Annotated in this window: 24 protein-coding genes and 1 pseudogene; 14 read left to right on the top strand and 11 right to left on the bottom strand. The window is 73.4% G+C overall.

Annotated features, from left to right (window positions below; all coding sequences use genetic code 11):
- Positions 1 to 16 precede the first annotated feature (16 nt).
- From tnpA to AC3ERT_RS06220, 4 genes and pseudogenes are all read left to right on the top strand, one after another.
- Positions 17 to 409, top strand: a pseudogene (tnpA, locus tag AC3ERT_RS06235) (IS200/IS605 family transposase); the annotation flags it as partial.
- A gap of 372 nt (positions 410 to 781) precedes the next feature.
- Entirely contained in the window at positions 782 to 1,042 is a 261-nt protein-coding gene (locus AC3ERT_RS06230) for a hypothetical protein (RefSeq protein WP_435173086.1), read from the top strand.
- A 33-nt stretch (positions 1,043 to 1,075) separates the two neighbouring features.
- The gene (locus tag AC3ERT_RS06225) at positions 1,076 to 1,867 is read left to right on the top strand and encodes an inositol monophosphatase family protein (protein WP_435173084.1); all 792 of its coding nucleotides are present in this window, start codon (positions 1,076 to 1,078) and stop codon (positions 1,865 to 1,867) included.
- Between the two features lie 49 nt (positions 1,868 to 1,916).
- Entirely contained in the window at positions 1,917 to 2,897 is a 981-nt protein-coding gene (locus AC3ERT_RS06220; protein ID WP_435173082.1) for a phosphotransferase family protein, read from the top strand.
- Here the strand turns inward: AC3ERT_RS06220 and AC3ERT_RS06215 are convergent.
- The gene (locus tag AC3ERT_RS06215) at positions 2,822 to 4,156 is read right to left on the bottom strand and encodes an MFS transporter (RefSeq protein WP_435173080.1); all 1,335 of its coding nucleotides are present in this window, start codon (positions 4,154 to 4,156) and stop codon (positions 2,822 to 2,824) included. The genes AC3ERT_RS06220 and AC3ERT_RS06215 overlap by 76 nt on opposite strands.
- Before the next feature lie 89 nt (positions 4,157 to 4,245).
- Between AC3ERT_RS06215 and AC3ERT_RS06210 the strand changes: the two genes are divergently transcribed.
- A complete protein-coding gene (locus AC3ERT_RS06210) occupies positions 4,246 to 5,007 on the top strand; it encodes a DeoR/GlpR family DNA-binding transcription regulator (protein WP_335977084.1) in 762 nt (253 codons plus the stop codon).
- A gap of 93 nt (positions 5,008 to 5,100) precedes the next feature.
- Complete coding sequence (locus tag AC3ERT_RS06205) at positions 5,101 to 6,105, top strand: hypothetical protein (protein WP_435173078.1); 1,005 nt, start codon at positions 5,101 to 5,103, stop codon at positions 6,103 to 6,105.
- 130 nt (positions 6,106 to 6,235) lie between these two features.
- Here AC3ERT_RS06205 and AC3ERT_RS06200 read toward each other — a convergent pair whose 3' ends face one another.
- Positions 6,236 to 6,373, bottom strand: a complete 138-nt coding sequence (locus AC3ERT_RS06200) for a hypothetical protein (protein ID WP_435173077.1) — start codon at positions 6,371 to 6,373, stop codon at positions 6,236 to 6,238.
- 250 nt (positions 6,374 to 6,623) lie between these two features.
- On the opposite strand from AC3ERT_RS06200, the gene AC3ERT_RS06195 reads away from it, so the two are divergent.
- On the top strand, positions 6,624 to 7,025 hold the full coding sequence (locus AC3ERT_RS06195; protein WP_435173076.1) for a hypothetical protein: 402 nt from the start codon (positions 6,624 to 6,626) through the stop codon (positions 7,023 to 7,025).
- Between the two features lie 201 nt (positions 7,026 to 7,226).
- On the opposite strand, the gene AC3ERT_RS06190 is transcribed toward AC3ERT_RS06195, so the two are convergent.
- The 3 genes from AC3ERT_RS06190 to AC3ERT_RS06180 are packed head-to-tail and all read right to left on the bottom strand — an operon-like array spanning position 7,227 to position 9,081.
- Positions 7,227 to 8,015 (bottom strand): SDR family NAD(P)-dependent oxidoreductase, encoded by a 789-nt coding sequence (locus AC3ERT_RS06190; RefSeq protein ID WP_435173075.1) that lies wholly within the window; start codon positions 8,013 to 8,015, stop codon positions 7,227 to 7,229.
- 32 nt (positions 8,016 to 8,047) lie between these two features.
- Positions 8,048 to 8,263 (bottom strand): DUF397 domain-containing protein, encoded by a 216-nt coding sequence (locus AC3ERT_RS06185; protein WP_435173074.1) that lies wholly within the window; start codon positions 8,261 to 8,263, stop codon positions 8,048 to 8,050.
- Positions 8,260 to 9,081, bottom strand: coding sequence for a helix-turn-helix domain-containing protein (locus AC3ERT_RS06180; RefSeq protein WP_435173073.1), 822 nt, complete (start codon positions 9,079 to 9,081; stop codon positions 8,260 to 8,262). The genes AC3ERT_RS06185 and AC3ERT_RS06180 overlap by 4 nt, the downstream gene beginning before the upstream one ends.
- Positions 9,082 to 9,518: 437 nt before the next feature.
- Here AC3ERT_RS06180 and AC3ERT_RS06175 point away from each other — a divergent pair, with 437 nt between their 5' ends.
- Together AC3ERT_RS06175 and AC3ERT_RS06170 are read left to right on the top strand one after the other, a co-directional pair.
- The gene (locus AC3ERT_RS06175) at positions 9,519 to 10,115 is read left to right on the top strand and encodes a DUF6907 domain-containing protein (protein ID WP_435173071.1); all 597 of its coding nucleotides are present in this window, start codon (positions 9,519 to 9,521) and stop codon (positions 10,113 to 10,115) included.
- Positions 10,112 to 10,741 (top strand): hypothetical protein, encoded by a 630-nt coding sequence (locus tag AC3ERT_RS06170; RefSeq protein WP_435173069.1) that lies wholly within the window; start codon positions 10,112 to 10,114, stop codon positions 10,739 to 10,741. The genes AC3ERT_RS06175 and AC3ERT_RS06170 overlap by 4 nt, the downstream gene beginning before the upstream one ends.
- Before the next feature lie 87 nt (positions 10,742 to 10,828).
- Here the strand turns inward: AC3ERT_RS06170 and AC3ERT_RS06165 are convergent, their stop codons facing one another.
- Complete coding sequence (locus tag AC3ERT_RS06165) at positions 10,829 to 11,368, bottom strand: class IV adenylate cyclase (RefSeq protein ID WP_435173068.1); 540 nt, start codon at positions 11,366 to 11,368, stop codon at positions 10,829 to 10,831.
- A 141-nt stretch (positions 11,369 to 11,509) separates the two neighbouring features.
- The gene (locus tag AC3ERT_RS06160; protein WP_435173066.1) at positions 11,510 to 12,418 is read right to left on the bottom strand and encodes a helix-turn-helix transcriptional regulator; all 909 of its coding nucleotides are present in this window, start codon (positions 12,416 to 12,418) and stop codon (positions 11,510 to 11,512) included.
- 196 nt (positions 12,419 to 12,614) lie between these two features.
- Between AC3ERT_RS06160 and AC3ERT_RS06155 the strand changes: the two genes are divergently transcribed.
- The gene (locus AC3ERT_RS06155) at positions 12,615 to 13,472 is read left to right on the top strand and encodes an SDR family NAD(P)-dependent oxidoreductase (protein WP_435173064.1); all 858 of its coding nucleotides are present in this window, start codon (positions 12,615 to 12,617) and stop codon (positions 13,470 to 13,472) included.
- On the opposite strand, the gene AC3ERT_RS06150 is transcribed toward AC3ERT_RS06155, so the two are convergent.
- Positions 13,469 to 14,272: an SDR family oxidoreductase gene (locus tag AC3ERT_RS06150; RefSeq protein ID WP_435173062.1), complete on the bottom strand. Its 804-nt coding sequence runs from the start codon at positions 14,270 to 14,272 to the stop codon at positions 13,469 to 13,471. The two genes, AC3ERT_RS06155 and AC3ERT_RS06150, sit on opposite strands and share 4 nt — an antisense overlap.
- 198 nt (positions 14,273 to 14,470) lie before the next feature.
- On the opposite strand from AC3ERT_RS06150, the gene AC3ERT_RS06145 reads away from it, so the two are divergent.
- A complete protein-coding gene (locus AC3ERT_RS06145; protein WP_435126299.1) occupies positions 14,471 to 15,352 on the top strand; it encodes an MmyB family transcriptional regulator in 882 nt (293 codons plus the stop codon).
- A gap of 251 nt (positions 15,353 to 15,603) precedes the next feature.
- Here AC3ERT_RS06145 and AC3ERT_RS06140 read toward each other — a convergent pair whose 3' ends face one another.
- The gene (locus AC3ERT_RS06140; protein ID WP_435173060.1) at positions 15,604 to 16,335 is read right to left on the bottom strand and encodes a TetR/AcrR family transcriptional regulator; all 732 of its coding nucleotides are present in this window, start codon (positions 16,333 to 16,335) and stop codon (positions 15,604 to 15,606) included.
- A 194-nt stretch (positions 16,336 to 16,529) separates the two neighbouring features.
- Between AC3ERT_RS06140 and AC3ERT_RS06135 the strand changes: the two genes are divergently transcribed.
- The 3 genes from AC3ERT_RS06135 (at position 16,530) to AC3ERT_RS06125 (ending at position 18,746) form a co-directional block, all read left to right on the top strand.
- Positions 16,530 to 17,123, top strand: coding sequence for a flavodoxin family protein (locus tag AC3ERT_RS06135; RefSeq protein WP_435173058.1), 594 nt, complete (start codon positions 16,530 to 16,532; stop codon positions 17,121 to 17,123).
- Positions 17,124 to 17,191: 68 nt separating this feature from the next.
- Entirely contained in the window at positions 17,192 to 18,181 is a 990-nt protein-coding gene (locus AC3ERT_RS06130; RefSeq protein WP_435126162.1) for an aldo/keto reductase, read from the top strand.
- Between the two features lie 58 nt (positions 18,182 to 18,239).
- Positions 18,240 to 18,746: a DUF1990 domain-containing protein gene (locus AC3ERT_RS06125; RefSeq protein ID WP_435173057.1), complete on the top strand. Its 507-nt coding sequence runs from the start codon at positions 18,240 to 18,242 to the stop codon at positions 18,744 to 18,746.
- On the opposite strand, the gene AC3ERT_RS06120 is transcribed toward AC3ERT_RS06125, so the two are convergent.
- Positions 18,743 to 19,267, bottom strand: coding sequence for a DinB family protein (locus AC3ERT_RS06120; RefSeq protein WP_435126156.1), 525 nt, complete (start codon positions 19,265 to 19,267; stop codon positions 18,743 to 18,745). The two genes, AC3ERT_RS06125 and AC3ERT_RS06120, sit on opposite strands and share 4 nt — an antisense overlap.
- A gap of 160 nt (positions 19,268 to 19,427) precedes the next feature.
- On the bottom strand, positions 19,428 to 20,078 hold the full coding sequence (locus tag AC3ERT_RS06115; RefSeq protein ID WP_435173097.1) for an ABC transporter permease: 651 nt from the start codon (positions 20,076 to 20,078) through the stop codon (positions 19,428 to 19,430).
- Positions 20,079 to 20,085 lie beyond the last annotated feature (7 nt).

Genomic DNA, 20,085 nt, shown 5'->3' with positions numbered 1-20,085 from the left:
CGCCGAGTATCAGAACATCCGTACTGGCCGACACTGTGCCTTCGTTCTGCACGCCCACCTGGTTTTCGTGACGAAGTACCGGCACAAGGTCTTCAAGGACGCCCACCTGACGCGCATGGAAGAGATCATGCGGGCCGTCTGCGCCGAGTTCGCATGCGAGCCGGTCGAGTTCAACGGCGAGAACAACCACGTCCACCCGCTCGTGAACCTCCCGCCGAAAGTTGCCCCGTCCAAGCTGGCCAACAGCCTCAAGGGCGTCAGTTCCCGCAGGCCCCGCCAGGAATATCCCGAGCTGGTCCGACACTACCGGCGGGCACAGAGGCCGTGGTCCGGCTCGTACTTCGCCGGGTCGGTCGGCGGGGCTCCACTGTCGATCGTGAAGCAGTACATCGAGCAGCAGAACCGGCCCGTCCGAGCAGAGGCCGACAGTGCGGACCCATGCGCACAGCGCGAGCCAGAGCACTTCTCAGAATCGCCTCACCACCGGACTAAAGCCCGGTGCACTGCGATGAGACCCGGTAGCTGAACAGCGCCGCGGCGGCTGCCCCGCACACGGCGAGTGCCGCCGACACCACGGACACCGAGTCCATCCGTCCCCCCGCCTCGCGGCGCCGTCCCCGGCCGCCAGGTTACCGAACGGCGCTTCGGGGGCGGGCGGACCGGGGAGAAACCCGGGGAAAACCGATGGAGCCGCGCGGGCGGGCGCCGTTACGGTGCTCCCGTCCGCAGGCGGCCCGCCGTGCTGCTTCTGGTCCTCTTCCCACGGGAACGGTGTAGCCCCATGACCAAGACCTGGGCCGTCGTGCCCACATGCCCCTCGATCGCCCTCCTGCACCGCCGCGGGTTCGGCGCGGTCCGGCTCCGCGTACCCGGTCTGCCCCGGGTGCCGCGCGGCACGCACCGCGCCGACCGCCCCGCCTGGCAGTCCCCGTACGGTCCCCCGTCCCACCGCAGCCACCGCGGCCGCTGGGCCCCCGAGCCGGGCGTGGCCCGGACCCTGGCCGCCACCTACCGCGGCGTCCTGTGCAGCCGCTGCGACTGACCCGCCGCGCGGCGGGTGGCTAGGGTGAGCGGCATGAGCGAGGGGTACGCGGACGACGCCGAGGTGGCCGCGGCCGCGGCGCGGGCCGGGGCGGACGTGGTGCGGCAGATGTACGGGCGGCCGCTCGCCCGGATCGACAAGGGCGGCGGGGACTTCGCCACCGAGGCGGACGTGGCGGCCGAGGAGCGCATCCTCGGCGTCATCCGCGCCGCGCGCCCCGGGGACGCGGTGCTCGGCGAGGAGGGCGGGCGGCGCGGCGCCGCCGACGCGGCCCGCCAGTGGCTGGTCGACCCGCTGTGCGGCACGCTCAACTACGCGGTCGGCACGATGCTGGTGGCCGTCAACGTGGCGCTGCGCGGCGGACCGGCGGCGGTGGCCGACCCGTTCGGCGGCGAGGTGTTCGTCACGGACGGCGCCACCGCCCGCCTCCGGCGCGGCGGCTCCGACGGGGACGCCCCGCTCACGCCCACCGCCGCCTCAGGACTGGTGGACGTCAACCTCGACCCGCCGTTCCTGCACGCCCCGGGCTTCCATCCGGCCGCCCTGCTGGCGCACCCCGCCTTCGTCAGCCGCTTCCGGCCCCGCGTGGGGTCCACCAGCCTCGCCCTGGCCTGGGTCGCCGCGGGCAAGCGCGCCGGCTACGTCACCGACGGCCCCGACCTGACCGGCAGCGTCCACTTCGCCGCGGGCATCGCCCTGTGCCGCGCCGCGGGCTGCGTGGTCACCGGCATCGACGGCGCGCCCCTGGGCGAGACGGTCGGCGGCCTCGTGGCCGCGGCCGACCGGGAGACCCACCAGGCCCTGATGGCGGCGGTCCGCGGCTGACCCGGGCGCCCACCTACCCGTACGCCCCACGCCGTACCAGGAGGACCCGTTGGAGAGCATCACCAAGAACCGGCAGTCGCCGGCCGCGCTCCGCGCGATGGTCGAGCGCGCGTACGGACCCGCGCAGGTCCCCGAAGGCGAGGACTGGGCCGAGGAGTTGGGGTTCGGCTGGTTCAACGCCGCCTACCGGATACGGCTGCGCGACGGCGCCCGGGTCGTGGTGAAGATCGCCCCGCCGGCCGCGGTGGAGGTGCTGACGTACGAGCGCGGCGCGATGGACACCGAGCTGGCCGCCATCGAGTTGCTGCGCAAGCACACCGACGTACCCCTCCCCCGGGTGGACTTCGTGGACCGCAGCCGCGAACTGTGCGACAGCGGCTACTTCTTCATGGGCCACGTCGACGCGGACAACCTCGCCGTCCTCGCCGAAGGGCTCCCCGCGGCCGAGCGCGACGCCTACATGGAGCGGCTCGGCGCGCTCAACCGGGAGATCAACGCGGTGCGCGGACCCGGGTTCGGCCCGCTTTCCGGGCCGCCGGAGCCGAGTTGGCGGCGCGCCTTCTCCCGGATGTTCGAGGACATCGTGGCCGACGGCGAGCGCCGCGCGATCGACCTGGGCCGGGGGTACGACGAGATCCGCGCGGTGCTGGCCGCGCACGCGCCCGCGCTGGACGAGGTGACCGAGGCGCGCCTGGTCGAGTGGGACCTGTGGATCGGCAACGTCATGGTCCGCGACGGCGCGATCACGGCGATCCTCGACCACGAACGGGCCTTCTACGGCGACCCGTTGATGGAGTGGGGGTTCACCGGGCACCAACTCCCCGCGTTCGGCGACTCGTCGGCGTTTCTCCGCGGTTACGGCATGCCCGAGCCGACCGGGGACGCGCTCGTACGGCGCCGGCTGTACTGCCTGTACGTGGCGCTGGTGATGGTGGTGGAGACGTACTACCGCGGTCACACCGAGGAGTCGGCGCGCGACTGGGCCCGGGAGCGGCTGGCGGAGTCGATGGCGCTGTTCGGCACGGCCTGACCGCCGGAACCGGAGCCGGACCCGGCGCCCGTGTCGGCGCGCAGCACCCCCGCCGCCGGCGCCGCGACCGCGCACAGCACCGTCAGCAGCAGGAACGCGTGGTTGAGCGCCACCACGTGGGTGAGCCAGCCGATGACGGCCGGGCCGGAGAGCATCCCGAGGTAGCCGATCCCGGAGACCCGGGAGACGTTGGTGCCCGCGGCCGCGGGGTCCACGCGCCCGGCGGCGCTGAAGAGCTGGGGCACGCACCCGGACAGGCCGAGCCCGAACAGCGCCCACCCGGCGAAGGCGGCCCACAGCCAGGGCGCGAGGGCGACCACGGTGATCCCGGCCGCGGCGGCGGCCGACCCGTACCGCAGGACGGCCAGCGGCCCGAAGCGGCCGGAGACGCGGTCGGCGAGCAGCCGCCCGAGGGTCATGGCCGCCGCGTAGGTGCCGTAGCCGATGGCGGCGACGTCCGAGGGCGCGCCGAGGACGTCCTTCAGGTGCAGGGCGCTCCAGTCGTTGGCGGCGCCCTCGGCGAGCATGACCATGGCGGCGAGGAGGGCGAGTACCCAGATCCGGCCGGGCGCCTTGCGCCGTCGCGCGGACGCCGCGGGTGCGGTATCGGGTGCAGTCTCGGGTACGACCTCGGGCGCGGTTCCGGATACGGCCCCGGGCGCGGTCTCTGGCGCGGTCCCGGATACGGCCCCGGGCACCCCCTCCGCCGGCAGCAGCCCGCGCGCCGCCACCACCGCGACCACCACCCCCACCGCCCCGGACACCCCGAGCGTGGCCGCCGGCCCCGCGCCGGCGCCCGCCGCACCCGCCGCGACGAGAGAGGCGAGGACCCCGCCGACCGAGAACGTCGCGTGGAAGGCCGACATGACCGGCCGCCCGTACGCCTTCTCCACGTGCACCGCGTGCGCGTTCATGCTCACGTCCAGGCAGCCGTCGAAGAAGCCGAACACCAGCAGCGCCCCGGCCAGCGTCCACGGGTCGCGCGGCAGCCCGGGCAGCACAAGGGTGGCCGCGCACAGCGCGGCGGAGACGGGTACGACGACGCGCGCGCCGATCCGGTCCGACAGGCGGCCGGCGACCTGCATCCCGGCGAAGGCACCGAGCCCCAGCAGGACGAGCAGCAGGCCGAGGGTGGCGTGGCTGATGCCGGTGCGCTGTTCGATGGCGGGGATGTGCACGACCCAGGTGCCCATCAGGGTGCCGCACAGGACGAAGTACACGAAGGTCGCCGTGCGGGCGGACCGGAGCGAGCGTTCCATGCCCACACCGTAACGACCATCATGCGTGTTTGAAAAGTGCCTCTTCGAACAGTTTGCATGTGCGTTCCGCGGTGGTGTTCAATCGCCGTATGAGCAATGCGGACCGCCACCGGCTGATCGCGCGCGAGGTCGGGGCGGCGGGGTCGGCCACGGTCCAGCAACTGGCGGAGCTGACCGGCGCCTCCGAGATGACCATCCGGCGCGACCTCGACGCCCTCGCGGCCCAAGGCGTGCTCGAACGCGTCCGCGGCGGCGCCCGCACGCTGCTGCTGCGGGGCGAGGAACCGCCGTTCGCGCTGCGGCTGAGCGACGCGGTGGACGCCAAGCGGCGGATCGCCGCCGAGACGTCCGCGCTGATCGCCGACGGCGAGACCGTCGTGCTCGACAGCGGCACCACCTGCCTGGAGGTCGCCCGCCTGCTGCGCGAACGGCCCGTCACCGTCGTGCCGTTGTCGCTCCAGGCGATCCGCCTGTTCGGCGAGCAGCCCGGCCCGGCCACCCTGCTCGTGCCCGGCGGGCAGCCGCGCGCCGCCGAGGGGGCCCTGACCGGCCCGCTCACCCTCGCCTCGCTGGCGGCCCTGCGCTTCGACACCGCCGTCATCGGCTGCTGCGGCCTCAGCGCGGCGGAGGGCCTGACCGCGTACGACCTCGACGACGCGGCCGTGAAGAAGGCGGCGATCGGCGCCTCCCGGCGGGCGGTCGTGGCGACGGACGGCGGCAAGCTCGGGCACACCGCGTTCGCCTTCGTCGCGGCCGCGGCCCAACTCCCCCGCCTCGTCACGGACATCGACGCGCCCGCGGCGGAGATCGCCGCGCTCGAGGAGGCCGGGACCACCGTCCACACGGTCTGAGCCTGCCGCGCCGGGCCGGACGGTGGGCAACCGCGGTGGGCCGCGGCGCGTCCCCGTCAGGAAACGCCCCCGACCAGGCGAAGGCCCCGTTCCATGACGCAGCACGACCGACCCGCACCGTCCGATCCCCCGCAACGAGGCGCCGCCGCCACGGTGTTCGCGGTACTGCGGCGGCAGCGCGGCGCCCTCGTCCGGGCGACGGCACAGGTCGTCGGGCTGGCCGGGCTTGCCTGGCTGCTGCTGACGGCCGCCGTGTTCGCCTGCTCCTGGCCGCTGTTCACGCACATGCGCAACCAGCGCAACTGGTACCACTACGTCGAGGACCCGTACGTCCACGACCACACCGGGCTGGCGAAGGTCGCGCTCGGCACGCTTCCGCTCTTCCTGCTCCTGCTGGGCATCGCCAGCGCGGCCCTGCAAAGCGCGTGCTCGCGGGCCGTCACGGCGGCAAGTACCGTACGGCCGACAGGCGTTGAGGCCGAGCCGGGCGCTGCTTCGGGCCGCACCCGGATACCGGCCCTCCTCACCGTCTACACGCTGCGCGGGCTGATCACCTGGCCCCTGGTGCCGCTGGCCGTCGTCGCCGCGCACGGCCTCTTCGGCTACCACCCCAACGGCCGCGACGCCCACTCCTGGAGCAACACCCTCCTCACCTGCCTGCTGGTGCTGGCCGTCCTGGCCGCCGTCCTCCTGCGCGTCGGCCTCGCCCTCGCGCCCGCCGCCGCTGCCGCCGGCCTCAACGCCCGTACGGCGCTGCGCCGTTCCTGGTCCCAGGTCTGGACCCGCGCCGGAGCCAGCCGCGTCCTCGCCCTCACCCTGCCCGCCGCCGCGCTCTGCGCCCTCCTCGCGCGCCTGGCCACCCAGGTCGCCCTCCCCGCCCGCCCCGCCGTGCGCCACCTCCTCGCCGACACCACCGGCAACTTCTTCGCGGGCTACTACGCGGGCATCCTCGCCCCCGTCATCCTCGGGCTGCTCACTGCCGCCGCCCTCACCTACCCCTTCACCTGCACCGCCTTCGCCACCCTCCACGACCGCCTGCCCGCTTCTGTCCAGCCCTTTCGCGGGGGGCGGGTGAGGGGGCGCCAGGACCAGCCGTGAGCGAGGGTGACCGACTGGAGGGACCGCTTCAGTACGCCCGAGTCGAAGCGGGTGGTCTCGCTCAAGGTGCGGCCGCCCCTCTGGGGTACGGGTCCACTCGTACGCGACGCACCGCTTGGAGAGCTGCCCGTCACCCTTCCGCGAAGCCGGGGCGAACGGTGGGGGCGCCATGGGACGCTGAACCGGCGGCCAGCAGGGCCGCCCACAGTTCCTGCGCGGTGCGCACGGGGACGCCCCGCTCGGGGTACAGCACCGGGTGCCTGAACACGCGTGCGCTCCTCCGCCGGTGACCGGGACGGTAGCTGCGCAGCGTCCCGCCCGGGTCTCCCACCCGCAAGGGGGCGTTCCGGCCGGGGAGCGCGGCGACCCGCCCGTTGCCCGCGGGCGGGCGGGTTCGCGCAGGTCAGAGGGGTGACGTCCCGGGGTGTGCCCAGATCGCCGCGGCGGCTGGCGGTGCGCGGCGGGCGGGGGCGACCGTAGGCCGTAGTTGATCAGTGCCGCCGAAAGGACTTGCCACCGTGAAGAAGAAGATCGCCTCGCTGGGCGTGGCCGCGACCGCCGCCGCGGGCATCCTCATCATGCCGGGCACCGCCCAGGCCTCCTCCGGGGGCGGCTGCACCAGCGCGTGGGCCGACGACGGCGACCAGGTCAGCGCGTGCATCAGCGCGAGCGGGTCGAACCTCGAGCCCGACGGCTACGTCATCGACGCGCACATCTGCACGACGGCGCACGTGCTGCTCGCCGACGAGACGACCAAGACCCTCGTCCTGGACGACAACGTCGGCTGCGGCACCGGCCACGTCGGGCCCTTCGCGTACAAGGGCGTCAACGGGCACAAGTACCAGAGCGAGGTCTACATCGAGGAGTCCAACATCCAGATCGTCTCGGCCGCCAGCCCGGTCGAAACCCTCTCCTACTGACCCCGGCTCCCCCGAAAACCGGCCCGCCCGACACGGGGCGGGCGGGCCACGCTCAGCGGTTGCCGGCCCAGATGACGCGCTCCGCGAAGGCTGTCAGCGCAACGGGGGTGCTCGGCGGACTCGGAGCAACTCGTCACGGGGAGGGGTCGCTCGGGGCCGGCCGAGGCGCCGGAGGGCGGCGGGGGTGGACGGGGGTGGGGGTCAGGTGGCGGTGTAGCCGCCGTCGACGGAGAGGATGGAGCCGGTGACGTAGGAGGCGGCGGGGGAGGCGAGGAAGGCGTAGGGGGCGGCGATCTCCTCGACGGTGGCCCGGCGGCCGAGCGGGGTGAAGGTGCGGATGCGCCGGTCGGAGGCGGGGTCGTCGTGGGCGGTGACGGCGTCCATGATGTTGGCGACGTACCCGGGCGCGACGGCGTTGACCCGGATACGGTGTGCGGCCCACTCCGCCGCGAGGGTGCGCACGAGTTGGTTGACGCCGCCCTTGCTGGCAGCGTAGGGAGCCAGGGTCGGGATGCCGACGGCACCGGCGATGGAGGACGTCATCGTGACGGACCCGCCGCTGCCCGCGGAGATCCAGTGGCGGGCGGCCGCCTGAGCGGGCTGGAAGGCGCCGCGCAGGTTGACCGTCAGGATGCGGTCCCACTCCTCGGGGGTGTAGTCGACGGCGGGCTTGATGATGTCGATGCCCGCGTTGCAGACGACGTGGTCGAGGTGGCCGAAGACGCGGACCGCTTCTTCCACCAGGCCGCGGGCCAGATCCGCGTCGGTCACGTCGCCGGCGAGGGCGGCGACCCGGGGCCGTTCGCCTGGGCCGTGCGGATGCCGCGCCCGCAGGACCTCCGCCGCTGCGGCGGTCTCGGCCGCGTCGTAGCCGTTGACGAGGACCCGCGCGCCCTGGGCCAGCAGGGTGCGGGCGACGGCCAGCCCGATCCCGCGGCTGGACCCGGTCACGACGGCCACGCAGCCGGTGAGGTCGAACAGATTGCTCACGTCGGGCTTCCTCCCGGGTGCGCCGACCGCGGTCAAACGGCCGGGAACTCCCCCGCCCGCACCGCGGATACGAACGACCTCCACGCGTCCGCGGAAAAGGCCAGCGCGGGCCCCTCGGGGTCCTTCGAATCACGGACCGGGACCACCCCGGGAACGTTACGAGCGAACTCGACGCACTCGCCGCCGTTGCCAGCGCTGTAGCTGCTCTTCACCCAGTTCGCGGCACGGAGGGCGGGGAGGGTGCTCATGGGCTGTACTCCTTCATCACGGCGCGGATGAACGCCAGCGACTCTCTCGGCGGCATCGCTGCGGCTCGCAGGCGATCGTACTGTAGCTGCGCTGCCGATACGCTCGGCTCGGATTCGTCAACGTATCCCCGCTGCATGGTCTCCGAGTAAAGCAGCGTGCCACCTTCGGCTTGGGTGAGCAGTACGAAGAGCGATGGCCCGCCCGGCAGTCCCTGATCGAAGGGCGAAACCTGAATCGTGACGTCTGGCGACTCCGCTTCATCGAGCAAGCTCGCCAGTTGAGCCGACATGACGTCGCGGCTGCCGACTACCGTACGCAGCGCCGACTCGTGGAGGACGATCCACAATAGGGGCTGCTCCACTCGTTGCCTCAGCGCTGCACGTCGCGCAAGACGCGTCTCGACCCGTACGGCAAGCTGATCCGCGTCGTCCCTCGGGTGCGCCTGGCGAAAGATCTCTGTTGCGTACTCACGCGTTTGAAAGATTCCCGGGATGACCAGCGGCGCGTAGTGCAGGATCACCGTCGCGTCGCGCTCAAGGTTGACGTAGGGGATGAACCAGCCCGGGTGGCCGCGCTCGCTCACCCGGACGCGTAGGCGCGCGAAAAACCCCGGGGTGCCGAAGATGCGGTCGCACGCTTCCGCGAACTGCTCGGACGCGAGGAGCTTGCCGCTCTCGACGCGGGTGACGTAGGGGCGTTCGTACCCCGTTTCCAGGGCCAACTGGGCCTGGGTCATGCCGCGTTGCTCGCGGGCGTAGCGGACCTCTTGCCCGAAGTAAGCGGCACCGTCCTGCCGTTGCGATGTGTGTGCGTTCATGCGCTCCCCCCGTGCTCGGAGTTCGGGAACCTTTGGAACCCGGTGTGGGCTGGCGACGGTACCCCTTGACAGGGGAACCTGGAAACACAGAGCGAGGGGGCGGACACGGAGAGGCGACCGTCATGCCGTACGGCGAGGGCACCTGGGTGGTGGACACCCGGACCGGGGACGCGGGCCAGGTGATGCGTAGTACCGCGTGGTCACTCTCCCTTCAGCGGCCGGGGAACCGGGGGCTATGGGCGGCGGAACCGTGCAGCGTACGGCAGGCGCGCCCCGCGGAAGTCGCTTCGGCGGAAGCCGCCTGCCGGGCCCGGGAACTACGCGTAGGGCACCCGGGGGAAGGCACGGACGGCGAGCCCTCGCCCCGCACCCTCGGGCCCACCCGTTGGCTCGTAAAGCTCACTTCGAAAGAGATCGCGCAGAAAGGGAAATTGCACATGGAACCCACCACCGTGGAGGGCGGGCCGTTCCCGTTGCTGGGGCAGCCCGGCAAGGACGGGAGCGAGGCTTTACCGCTTGCTGAGGCGCCGCAGGCACGCAAGTGGCGGATCACGACGACGAGTCGGCACACCGTGAGCGGCTACCTGCCGCCGTGGGCGGCGGAGGACCCCAGCGAAGTGGACGTGCCGATCGAGCACTTGGCGGCGCGGCTGGTGGACGTCCACCACTACGCGGACTTCGACGGGCAGACGCTGCGGAGGGTGCGGCGGACCGGGCAGGACGGCGGGGAGCCGGGGACCCTGCACCTGCTGTGCGGCAGCATCGACTGCGTGCCGTACGCGGCGGACCCGGAGCCGCGGGTGCCCACGGTGACGGTGAACGTCACGCCGGAGTGCTGGCTGAGCGAGTTGGGCCCGGCGGACGTGCTGGCGCTGGCGGAGCAACTGCGGGCGCAGGCGGACCGGTTGGCGTACGAGGTGCACCCGGCGCTGCTGGGGGCGCGGGCGGACTGGGCGGCAGCGCACGACGAGGAGGAGGGTGCGGGCGGGCTGGCCGTACGCCCCGCCGCCGGGGACTTCGGGGGGTGCGCGTGAACGCCTCGCAGCCGCCGCGGCAGCCGGCACCCACCGTGCCGTACATCGCGACCTGGAGCGCGGAGGAGCGGTCGGCCGGGCCGGTGGTGCTGCGGGCGGACGGGCGCGGCATCGCCTACCGCGACGAGGTGCCCCACGACCGGGACGCGGAAGGGGTGTTGTGGATGCGCTCGGGTCTGGCGCGGGGGCGCGGGAAGCCGTCGTTCGGCGCCGTGCACCCGGCGCGGCAGCGGCGCGCGATGCGGTTGCTGCTGTGCCAGGTGTGCGCGGAGCCGGCGGACCGCGACGCCGAGGGTGTGCTCTGGCTGCTCGGGGACGACCGGGACGACTGGCCGGGGTGGCCGGAGGAGATGGGCGCCACCCATCCGCCGATCTGCCGGCCCTGCGCGCTGGTCTCGCTGCGCCTGTGCCCGTACCTGCGGCGCGGCCACGCCGTCTACCGCGTCGCCTCCCCCGAGGTCGCCGGCGCCCACGGCATGCTCTTCGCCCCCTCCCCCGATCCCGCCTCCCCGCGCCCGGTCCCCCTCGGCCCGGCCCTCCTCCCCTACGACGGCCCCCTCACCCCCTGGCTCCTCGCGGCCCAACTCTCCGTCCGCCTCCACCACTGCACCCCCACCACCCTCTGACCGGGCCACCCCTTCACCGGCTCCCGCCGTACTCCCGCCCGAGCCGCCGCACCTCGGCGTCCTTGAACGCAGACCGGTCCCTCTCCCTCACTCGAAGGTGAGCCGGGGGATCGTGTCGAGGTCGATGCCGTAACGGCGATAGACGGCGGTCGTGTTCTCGCTGGTGAGCTCGTGTGCGGGCAGCCCGAGGGCCGCCGCCACCTCGTGGACGTGGTCGCCGCTGGTCCCCTCGATCTCCAGATAGGGCGGAATGAGCGGCCAGTGGTCGATCTCGACGGCCGCGCCGAGCAGTGCCCACGACGAACGCCGGTTCTCCTGGTACGCCTTCGGCAGGTAGCCGAGCTTGCCGAGGATCGCGTGCGTGGCGTCGAAGTCGCCCACGGTCGTCTCGGTCTCCCGCACCCCGTCGATCGCGTCGCTCAGGATCTCCTTCACGCACAGCGTCGCGGTCTCACCGTTGGCGCGCAGCCGCACCCACGTCCCCGGGCCGCCGGGGATGTCGTACACGTACCGGCGCTGGAGCCGGTCCCCGGTGTGCTCGGCACCGGCCGCCAGCAGCCTGGCGCGGATCTCGTCGGGGTCGATCCCGAGGGCCTTCGCCTCGAATTCGATCGCGGTCGTGCTCATCGCGGCTTCCTCCTGTGGGCTGGGGGCTTGGGGTCCCCCTCGCGACGGCGCCGGGCGGTTCCGAGGCGCCGTACGGCCAGCACACCACGCCGACCGGGCGGGCCGCTGCGGGGTGGGAGCGCCACCACTCGCTCGGGTTCCTCAGTCGTGCGGCGCTGGGGACTTGGCTGCGGCGGCTCCGGTGTGCGCTGTCGCGTTCGTCCATTGGGACAGCAGGCGCAGCGAGGTCTCGGAGGGGCTGCCGGGTTCGGTGGCGTAGACGAAGAGGGTCTGGTCCAGGTCGTCCCCTGGGGTGAGGGCCTGGTAGGTGACGGTGAGGTCGCCGACGAGCGGGTGGTGGTAGTCCTTGGTGCCGGTCGTGCGGCGGTGCACCTTGTGGTCCGACCAGAAGCGGCGGAACTCCTCGCTGCGGATGGACAGCTCGCCGACCAGGGCGCTCAGGCCGGGGTCGTCCGGGTGGCGGCCCGCGTCGAGGCGGAGCATGGCCGCGGTGTCCGCGGCGACGCGGGCCCAGTCCCGGTACAGCTCGCGCGCGTGCGGGTCGAGGAAGACGAAGCGGGCCTGGTTCCGCTCGGCCGCGGGCAGCGCGCGGAACTCGGTGATCAGGCGCCCGGCGAGCTGGTTGTGGGCCAGCACGTCAAGGCGCCGCCCGAGGACGAAAGCAGGGCGGCAGGTCTGCTGGAGGGCGTCCAGCAGGTCCCAGGTGGCGCGGTGGACCTGCTGGGGGCGGGGGCGGCGGCGCCGGGCGGGCCGGGACCGGGGCCGCCCGAGCGTGTGCAGGTGGCTGCGCTCGGCGTCGTCCAGGTGCAGGGCGGTGGCGAGCGCGTCGAGTACCTCCGCCGAGGCGCTGCGGCTGCGGCCCTGTTCGAGCCGCGTGTAGTAGTCCACGCTCACACCGGCCAGCCGGGCGAGCTCCTCCCGGCGCAGGCCGGACACCCGGCGCCGGCCCCCGCCCGGGTCGTCGAGCCCGGCTTCCCGCGGGGTGAGGCGCGAGCGGGCGGAGCGGAGGAATTCCGCCATCGGTGCGCTGTCGGGGTGCTCACGGTCCATCCCTCCAGGGTCGCGCACGCGCCGGCGCCGCGGGAGCTGGAAGGTGGCCCAGTTCCTCCCCCGATCAGGCGGGCCCTCCTGCGGCCTCTTCTGCCTGCTCAAAGCTGGTTCGGTGGAAGCCGTCCCCGCCGCCGGGAGTGGCGGTCGGGGCAGCGTCCGAACAGAGGAACAGGACAGAGGAACAGGGAGGAATCTCATGTCGACGTGGTTCATCACCGGTGCGTCCCGAGGGCTGGGGCTGGAGATCGCGCGGGCCGCGCTGCAAGGCGGCGACACGGTCGTGGCCGCGGCCCGCAACCCGCGGAAACTGCCGGCCGACCTGCTCGGCTCCGACTGCGTCCTCGGCGTCGCCCTCGACGTCACCCGGAGCGAGGAGATCACCGCGGCCGTGGAAGCGGCGGTGCGGCGCTTCGGCACGGTCGACGTCCTCGTCAACAACGCGGGCCGCGGCCTGCTGGGTGCGCTGGAGGAGGTCACGGACGCCGAGGCGCGTGCGCTGTTCGACCTCAACGTCTTCGGGCTGATCGCCATGACCCGCGCCGTCCTGCCCGTCATGCGCGCGGCCGGGGCGGGGAAGATCGTGCACATCGGCTCCCGCTCCGGGTTCGAGGGGGAGCCCGGGGTGAGTATGTACAACGCCTCGAAGTTCGCGGTGGCCGGCATCGGCGAGGCCCTCGCGGCGGAGCTGGCGCCGTTCGGCATCCAGAGCATGGTCGTGGAACCCGGTGTCTTCCGCACCGACTTCCTCGACACCAGCTCCCTGTCGACCGCGGCCCGGCGCATCCCCGCCTACGACGGCACGCCCGCGCACGCCACCCTGGACTGGGCCGGCACCGCCAACCACACCCAGCTCGGCGACCCCGCCAAGGGCGCCGCCCTGATCCACGAGGTCACCTGCGGCGACGAGCTCCCCGGGCACCTGGCGCTCGGGCGCGACGCGATCGAACGCCAGCGGGTGAAGATCCGCAGCCTTCAGGCCGACCTCGCGGCCTGGCAGGACCGGTCCGCCGCCACCGCCTGCGACGACGCTGACGATACGGAGGGCGCCGCCTAGGTGCCCGTCGCGGTCGTGGCGATGCCGCCGTCGACCGGGATGACGGTGCCGGTGAGGTAGCGCCCGGCCCGGCTGGCGAGGAAGACGGCGACACCTGCCATGTCGTCGTCGCGGCCGAGCCGGCGCAGCGGGGCCTTCGCCGCGATCGTGTCGCCGACGGCCTCGAGCGTGGCCGCCATCATGTGCGACGGGAAGGGCCCCGGGGCCACCGCGTTGACCGTGACGTGCTGGGGGCCCAGTTCCCTGGCGAGCACCCGGGTGAGCTGGTGGAGCCCCGCTTTGCTGCTGGCGTAGGAGTAGTTGGGCGACTCGGCGACGTGGATGGCGGCGATGCTGCCGATGTTGACGACCCGCGCGGGGTCGTCGGCGGTGCCCGCCCGGCGAAGTGCGGGCAGCAGCGCCTGCACCAGCCAGAACGGCGACTTGAGGTTGAGGTCGATCACCGTGTCCCACGCCTCGTCCGGGAACGTCTCCAGCGGCTCGCGCCACATCGCGCCCGCGTTGTTGACGAGGATGTCCAGGCGTTCCGCGTCGGCCGTGACGAGATCGGCGAGGCGCCGGCACTCGTCGTGCCGGGACAGGTCGGCGGGGATGGCCTGGACGTCGCCGAACGCGGACAGTTCCTGCTGTGCCTGCGCGCACGCGTCCGGGGTGCGTGAGCTGATGACGACGCGGGCGCCGGCCTGGAGCAGGCCGCGCGCGATCATCAGCCCGATCCCCTTGGTGCCGCCCGTGACAAGTGCGGACTTCCCCGTCAGGTCGAATAGGTCTGCGTGCGCGGCGAATTGGTTGTCTGCCATGGGTCTCCGTCCTCGGAATCGGTCTCCGCAGCCTAGGCACGTATTGCGGGCGGCCGGGAGGCCCTGCTGTTCGGGGAACTGCCGATTCCCCCTTGTCCGAAGGCGCATTGCCGCGGGTACGGGGCGCGTTGCCGAAAGGGGCACTGGCAGGGCCTGTCTCCGCCTGCGGGCAGGGCTTATGGTGAAGCGGTGGCCAGCATCGATCCGCGTACCGAGATCAAGGAATTCCTGACGTCGCGCCGCGCGCGGATCGCGCCCGAGCGGGCCGGGCTGGCCGCCCACGGCGGCAACCGCCGGGTCAAGGGACTACGCCGGGAAGAGGTGGCCCTCCTGGCGGGGGTGTCGGTCGACTACTACGTGCGGATGGAGCGCGGCAGCCTGACCAGCGCCTCCGACGGGGTGCTCGACGCGTTGGCCGCCGCCTTGCAGCTCGACGAGGCCGAGCGCGACCACCTGTTCCACCTCGCGCGGCAGTCCCGGGCGCCGGGCGGTCCGCACCGCCGGCGGCCCGCGGTGACGGTGCGCCGGGCGCTTCAGCAGGTGCTCGACGCGCTCACCGACGCGCCGGCGTGGATCTGCAACGGCCGTTATGACGTACTGGCCACGAATCACCTGGCCCGCGCGCTGTATTCACCGGTGCTCGCCGACACGCGGCGGCCGGCGAACACCGCGCGGTTCGTTTATCTGGAATCCGATGCGGCCCGCGCGTTCTTCGTCGACTACGACCGGATCGCCCGCGATGTGGCCGCGAAACTGCGCATGGAAGCCGGCCGCGATCCGCGCGACGGGGAACTGGTCGCCCTGGTCGGGGAATTGTCCACGCGCAGTGAGCTGTTCCGGCAGCGGTGGGCGTCCCAGGACGTCCGGCTCCACCGGTCCGGGCACAAGCGGCTGCACCATCCGGTGGTGGGCCGGCTCGACCTGGACGTCGAGTCGATGGAGCTGCCCGCCGACCCCGGCCTGCACCTGAACGTCTACACCGCGCCCGCCGGCACACCGACCGCGGGCAATCTGGTGCTCCTGGCATCTTGGGCGGCCGGCCAGGGGAAGCCGCCGACCGGGGCTCCCGCGCTCGGCTGAGGGGTCGGTCCCGGGTGCGCCCGGTGGGCTGCGGCTCCCCGCCGCGGGGGTCTCTGCTTGTCGGCCGGGTGCCGCCCGGTGGAGGGCTGGTCGCGCAGTTCCCCGCGCCCCTGGATGTGGTTGCCCGCCGTCGTCAGGTGCGGTCGCTGCGTGCTGCCGAGCAGCCGTACCTGCCCGGGGGCGCGGGGACTGCGCGACCAGCCCGCCGCCGTCGGGTTCGGGCCGCACCTGCCCCGGGGCGCGCGGGCGGTTCAGCCCGCCAGCTGCCGGAGCCATTCGCGCAGCAGAGCCGTCTCCGTGGATCTCAGGGGCACCCCGGCGCCCGCGGCGGCGGGCGGTTCGGCGGTGGGCGCGGTTTCCAGCGCCGCGTCGAGGGCGAGCGCGCGCGAGGCCAGGTCCGACCCGGACGCGGCGGGCGCGTCGGTGGTGACGGAGGCGATGACGGTGTCCCGCAGCCGTGCCGACGTGGTCAGGTCCCGCTGCGCGGGCGGTTCGCCGATCAGCGCCAGCGCGGCACCCGTCGTCGCCGCGTGGATGACGCGGGTCGCCTGCTCCACCGGGACCCGGAGCCGCCCGGCCTCGGCCGCGCGGCGCAGCACCCCCACCAGCAGGGCGTGCGCCTCGTCCGCGGCGGGGGGACGCTGCCCGGGCCGCACCGTGCCGTACATGAGCATGTAGAACGCGGGGTGCCGCAGCCCGAAGTCGACGTGCAGGTCCCAGCCGCGGTAGAGGTCGGCGACCGGGTCGTGCGGGGTCAGCGCCAGCGCCTCCTCCTTCTCGGCGAGGTACATCTCGAAGCCGTAGGCGGCCAGTTCGGCCAGGAGGCCGTCCTTGTCGTCGAACATCCGGTAGAGCGCGGGGGCCGTGATGCCCGCGGCCGCGGCGACCGCCCGCGTGGAGACCGCTTCGCTGCCGCCCTCCTCCAGGAGCTTGGCCGCCACCTGTAGTACCTGGCGCCGCGCGGCGCGTCGTCCCTCGTCCATGGAACAACGATACCCGATTTTGCATACCGCCGTTATATCGATGCTACCGTTCTTAGCGGAACGGCGATACCGGCCTGATGGCGGGTGCCACCGGTCCGCGGGGCTCGGCATGCCCCGCGCCCCGGCCGGGGCCGCCGGCCCTCGCCGAGGCACCACCGCACACGCCGCCACCGCGGCAGGAGAGGAACACCCCCATGTCCGACATCTCGATCGTCATCGCGTCGCACTCCGGCTACGGCCACACCGCGCAGCTCGCCACCGCCGTCGCGGACGGCGCCCACTCCGTGGCCGGGACACAGGTCCACCGCGTGGACGTCGCCGCCCTCAGCGACGCCGACTGGGACCTGATGGACGCCGCGGACGGCATCATCTTCGGCACCCCCACCTACATGGGCACCGCGTCCGGGGCGTTCCACACCTTCGCCGAGGCCACCAGCAAGCGCTGGATGTCCCGCGCCTGGAGCGACAAGCTCGCCGCGGGATTCACCAACTCCGGCTCCATGAGCGGCGACAAGTTGCACACCTTGCAGTACCTCTCGCTCCTGGCGGCCCAGCACGGGATGCTCTGGGTGAGCCTGAACCTCCTGCCGGGCTGGAACACCACCACGTCCGGCCCCGAGGACGACAACCGCCTCGGCTTCTACCTCGGCGCCGGCGCGCAGAGCTTCAACGACACCCCCGACGTCCATGACGCGGACCTCAGCACCGCCCGCCACCTCGGCCGGCGCGTCGCCGAGCAGACCCGCATCCACCGCGCCGGACTGGCCGCCGCGACCCATGCGCACTGACCCGGCCCGCACCGACCTGTCCGTCCACGAACCGCACTTCAGACCACACTTCATCGAAGGAGCGCACCATGCACACCCGGACGCTCGGCAGCCAGGGCCTGGAGGTCTCGGCGATCGGCTACGGCGCGATGGGCCTGACGATGGCCTACGGACCCACCGACGAGGAGGCCGGCGTCGCTGCCCTCCGCCGCGCCCACGAACAGGGCGTGACCTTCTTCGACACCGCCGAGATGTACGGCTGGGGCACCGGCTCCAACGAGATCCTGGTCGGAAAAGCGGTCCGGGACTTCCGCGACGACGTGGTGCTGGCCACCAAGTTCGGCGTCGACATGTCGGTCCCGCCCGAGCAGATCGGCGTCCGGCTCGACAGCCGGCCCGCCACCATCCGCAAGGTCGCCGACAACAGCCTGCGCTACCTCGGCGTGGACCACATCGACGTCTTCTACCAGCACCGCGTCGACCCCGAGGTGCCCGTCGAGGAGGTCGCGGGCACCGTCGGGGAGCTGATCGACGCGGGCAAGGTGAAGTACTTCGGACTCAGCGAGGCCGGACCCGAGACGATCCGCAGGGCGCACGCCGTGCAGCCGGTCTCCGTCCTCCAGACCGAGTACTCCCTGTTCGAACGGGACGTCGAGCAGCTCTTCCCGGTCCTGGCCGACCTCGGCATCGGCTTCGTCGCCTACTCGCCCCTCGGCCGCGGCTTCATCACCGGCACCGCCAGGCCCGCCGGCCGGTACGAGGGCAACGACATCCGAAACGCCGACCCGCGCTGGCAGCCCGGCAACTTCGAGAAGAACCTCGAAGCCGTCGAACAGCTCGCCGCCCTCGCGGCGGCCAAGAGCGCCACCGTCTCCCAGCTCGCCCTGGCCTGGCTCCTGACCCGCGGCGAGCACGTCGTGCCCATCCCCGGCACCCGCAGCCCGCAGCGCATCGACGAGAACGTGGGCGCCGCCGACCTCACCCTCACCGATGCCGACCTCGCGGCCATCGACGCGATCCTCCCCCACGGCGGCTTCGGCGCCCGCTACGCCGGCGGCAACGTGCCGACCTGGACCTGATCCCCGTCCCGAGCGTGGGGGGCTTGCGCCCCGGGGCGAGGGGCAGTTCGATCGGCGTATGAGCGGGACACGTGCCGGTGTGACGTACGACGCCGTGGGGATGACGAAGGGAGCGGCGGCGCCCGAGGGGTTCCGGGCGCTCACGGTGCGGACGCGGCTCGGGGGCGGGGCGTATGAGGACGCGGTGCGGGTGCTGTCCGGGTGGGGGATGCACCGCGGGACACCGGGGATGAGGGTGCCCGTGGGGACGCCGGCGGCCGCGCTGGGGGTGCGGGTGGAGCTGCGGTGGGGGCCGGTACGAGCGCCGTGCGAGGTGGTGTGGACGGTCGCGGAGCCCGATCGCGCGGGCTTCGCCTACGGGACACTGCCCGGGCACCCGGAGTGCGGCGAGGAGTCCTTCGTGATCCGCCGACTCCCGGACGGCGCAGCGGAGTTGACGGTGCGCGCGTACAGCCGCCCGGCCGCGTGGTGGCTGCGTACGGCCGGCCCCTTCGGCCGGTGCGGGCAGCGCGCCATGGCCCACCTGTACGGGAGGGCGCTGCGCCGGGCATGTGGGGGAGGCTAGGCCGCGTAGGGGTTGCCGGGGAGCCAGGCGGTGCCGTCGGACAGTTCGCGGGCCGCGTCCAAGTGGCCGCAGTGGCAGGCGACTTCGGTGAGGACGTGGATGAGCACGTGCCGTACGTCGGGCAGCCGCCAGTCCGGCCACAGCTCCACCGGCCAGGCGGCGAGGGGCTGTTCGGGGTGGGCCGAGGCCAGGACGGCGTCCGCCCGGGCGATGGCCGCGCGGTACTCCGCGAAGACCTCCGCGGCGCCCATCCCCTCGGGGACGGACCAGTGCGGCCGCGCGCCCGCCGCGAGCTGCCCCGCCACGTCCGGCGCCCCCGCGACCACCCCGGCGAACCAGAACAGCTCGACGTCCACGGTCAGATGCCGCACCAGCGCCAGGCAGCTCCACCCGCTGGGCAGCGCCGCCCGCCGCAGCTCCTCCTCCGAGAGCCCGTCGAGAATCCCCAGTACGTGCTTCCGCTGGCCGTCCAACGCCGCTTTCAGGGCGCCGATTTCAGCGCTTCCCGTGCCACCTGTCATGCCCGGCAGGCTAGCGCGGGGGTACGACAGCCCGGTCCGGTGTCACACGGTGAACGCCCCGGTGGCCGCGTCGAGGGCCGTCACCGGCGTCGATGCCCCAACGCACGGGCCGGCTCGCACAGGATGGCGAGCCGGCCCGGGAACTGCGGGAGGGGGAAGGTCAGTTGCTGCGCCGCACCCCGGGGGAGACCACGGCCCGCTCGACCAGCCAGATCAACCCGACCATGGCCAGGGCGAGCAGCGCGATCAGCGTGGCGCCGCCGACCACGGTGGCGTAGTTGCGCTGGTAGAGCCCGTCCACGATGTAGCGGCCGAGACCGCCGAGGCTGACGGTCGCGGCGATGGCCGCGGTCGAGACGACCTGGATGGCCGCGGAGCGGAACCCGCTGATGATCAGCGGGAGCGCCGCGGGCACTTCGACCTGGAAGAGGACCGCCGCGGGGCCCATGCCCATGCCGCGGGCGGCGTCCACCGGCGCCGGGTCCACGGTGCGGATCGCCTCGTAGGAGGTGACGAGGATCGGCGGGACCGCGAGTGCGACCAGCGGGATCATCACCGGGACCAGGCCGATGCCCAGCCAGAAGAACATCAGCACCAGCAGGCCGTAACTGGGCAGTGCGCGGCCCGCGGTGGCCACCAGCGCGAGGGCGTTGCCGCCGCGCCCGGTGTGGCCGGTGATGAGGCCGATCGGCAGCGCGATGGCGGCCGCGATGGCCAGCGCCTCGAAGGTGTAGCCGAGGTGCTCCTCCAGGCGGTGCGGGACGCCCGCGTACCCGTGCCAGTGGGCGCCGTCGCTGAAGAAGACGTTCATGAAGTGG

Source organism: Actinacidiphila sp. bgisy145 (genome assembly GCF_057708125.1).
This window is presented reverse-complemented; position numbering and strand designations above follow the sequence as displayed.

What these genes read in the sequence shown, in the direction of transcription:
- AC3ERT_RS06115 (WP_435173097.1), bottom strand. Translation starts at nt 20,078, where the DNA reads ATGAACGTCTTCTTCAGCGACGGCGCCCACTGGCACGGGTACGCGGGC.
- AC3ERT_RS06175 (WP_435173071.1), top strand. Translation starts at nt 9,519, where the DNA reads ATGGAACCCACCACCGTGGAGGGCGGGCCGTTCCCGTTGCTGGGGCAG.
- AC3ERT_RS06180 (WP_435173073.1), bottom strand. Translation starts at nt 9,081, where the DNA reads ATGAACGCACACACATCGCAACGGCAGGACGGTGCCGCTTACTTCGGG.
- AC3ERT_RS06210 (WP_335977084.1), top strand. Translation starts at nt 4,246, where the DNA reads ATGAGCAATGCGGACCGCCACCGGCTGATCGCGCGCGAGGTCGGGGCG.
- AC3ERT_RS06125 (WP_435173057.1), top strand. Translation starts at nt 18,240, where the DNA reads ATGAGCGGGACACGTGCCGGTGTGACGTACGACGCCGTGGGGATGACG.
- AC3ERT_RS06120 (WP_435126156.1), bottom strand. Translation starts at nt 19,267, where the DNA reads ATGACAGGTGGCACGGGAAGCGCTGAAATCGGCGCCCTGAAAGCGGCG.
- AC3ERT_RS06185 (WP_435173074.1), bottom strand. Translation starts at nt 8,263, where the DNA reads ATGAGCACCCTCCCCGCCCTCCGTGCCGCGAACTGGGTGAAGAGCAGC.
- AC3ERT_RS06130 (WP_435126162.1), top strand. Translation starts at nt 17,192, where the DNA reads ATGCACACCCGGACGCTCGGCAGCCAGGGCCTGGAGGTCTCGGCGATC.
- AC3ERT_RS06155 (WP_435173064.1), top strand. Translation starts at nt 12,615, where the DNA reads ATGTCGACGTGGTTCATCACCGGTGCGTCCCGAGGGCTGGGGCTGGAG.
- AC3ERT_RS06135 (WP_435173058.1), top strand. Translation starts at nt 16,530, where the DNA reads ATGTCCGACATCTCGATCGTCATCGCGTCGCACTCCGGCTACGGCCAC.
- AC3ERT_RS06230 (WP_435173086.1), top strand. Translation starts at nt 782, where the DNA reads ATGACCAAGACCTGGGCCGTCGTGCCCACATGCCCCTCGATCGCCCTC.
- AC3ERT_RS06225 (WP_435173084.1), top strand. Translation starts at nt 1,076, where the DNA reads ATGAGCGAGGGGTACGCGGACGACGCCGAGGTGGCCGCGGCCGCGGCG.
- AC3ERT_RS06150 (WP_435173062.1), bottom strand. Translation starts at nt 14,272, where the DNA reads ATGGCAGACAACCAATTCGCCGCGCACGCAGACCTATTCGACCTGACG.
- AC3ERT_RS06205 (WP_435173078.1), top strand. Translation starts at nt 5,101, where the DNA reads ATGACGCAGCACGACCGACCCGCACCGTCCGATCCCCCGCAACGAGGC.
- AC3ERT_RS06215 (WP_435173080.1), bottom strand. Translation starts at nt 4,156, where the DNA reads ATGGAACGCTCGCTCCGGTCCGCCCGCACGGCGACCTTCGTGTACTTC.
- AC3ERT_RS06165 (WP_435173068.1), bottom strand. Translation starts at nt 11,368, where the DNA reads ATGAGCACGACCGCGATCGAATTCGAGGCGAAGGCCCTCGGGATCGAC.
- AC3ERT_RS06140 (WP_435173060.1), bottom strand. Translation starts at nt 16,335, where the DNA reads ATGGACGAGGGACGACGCGCCGCGCGGCGCCAGGTACTACAGGTGGCG.
- AC3ERT_RS06160 (WP_435173066.1), bottom strand. Translation starts at nt 12,418, where the DNA reads ATGGACCGTGAGCACCCCGACAGCGCACCGATGGCGGAATTCCTCCGC.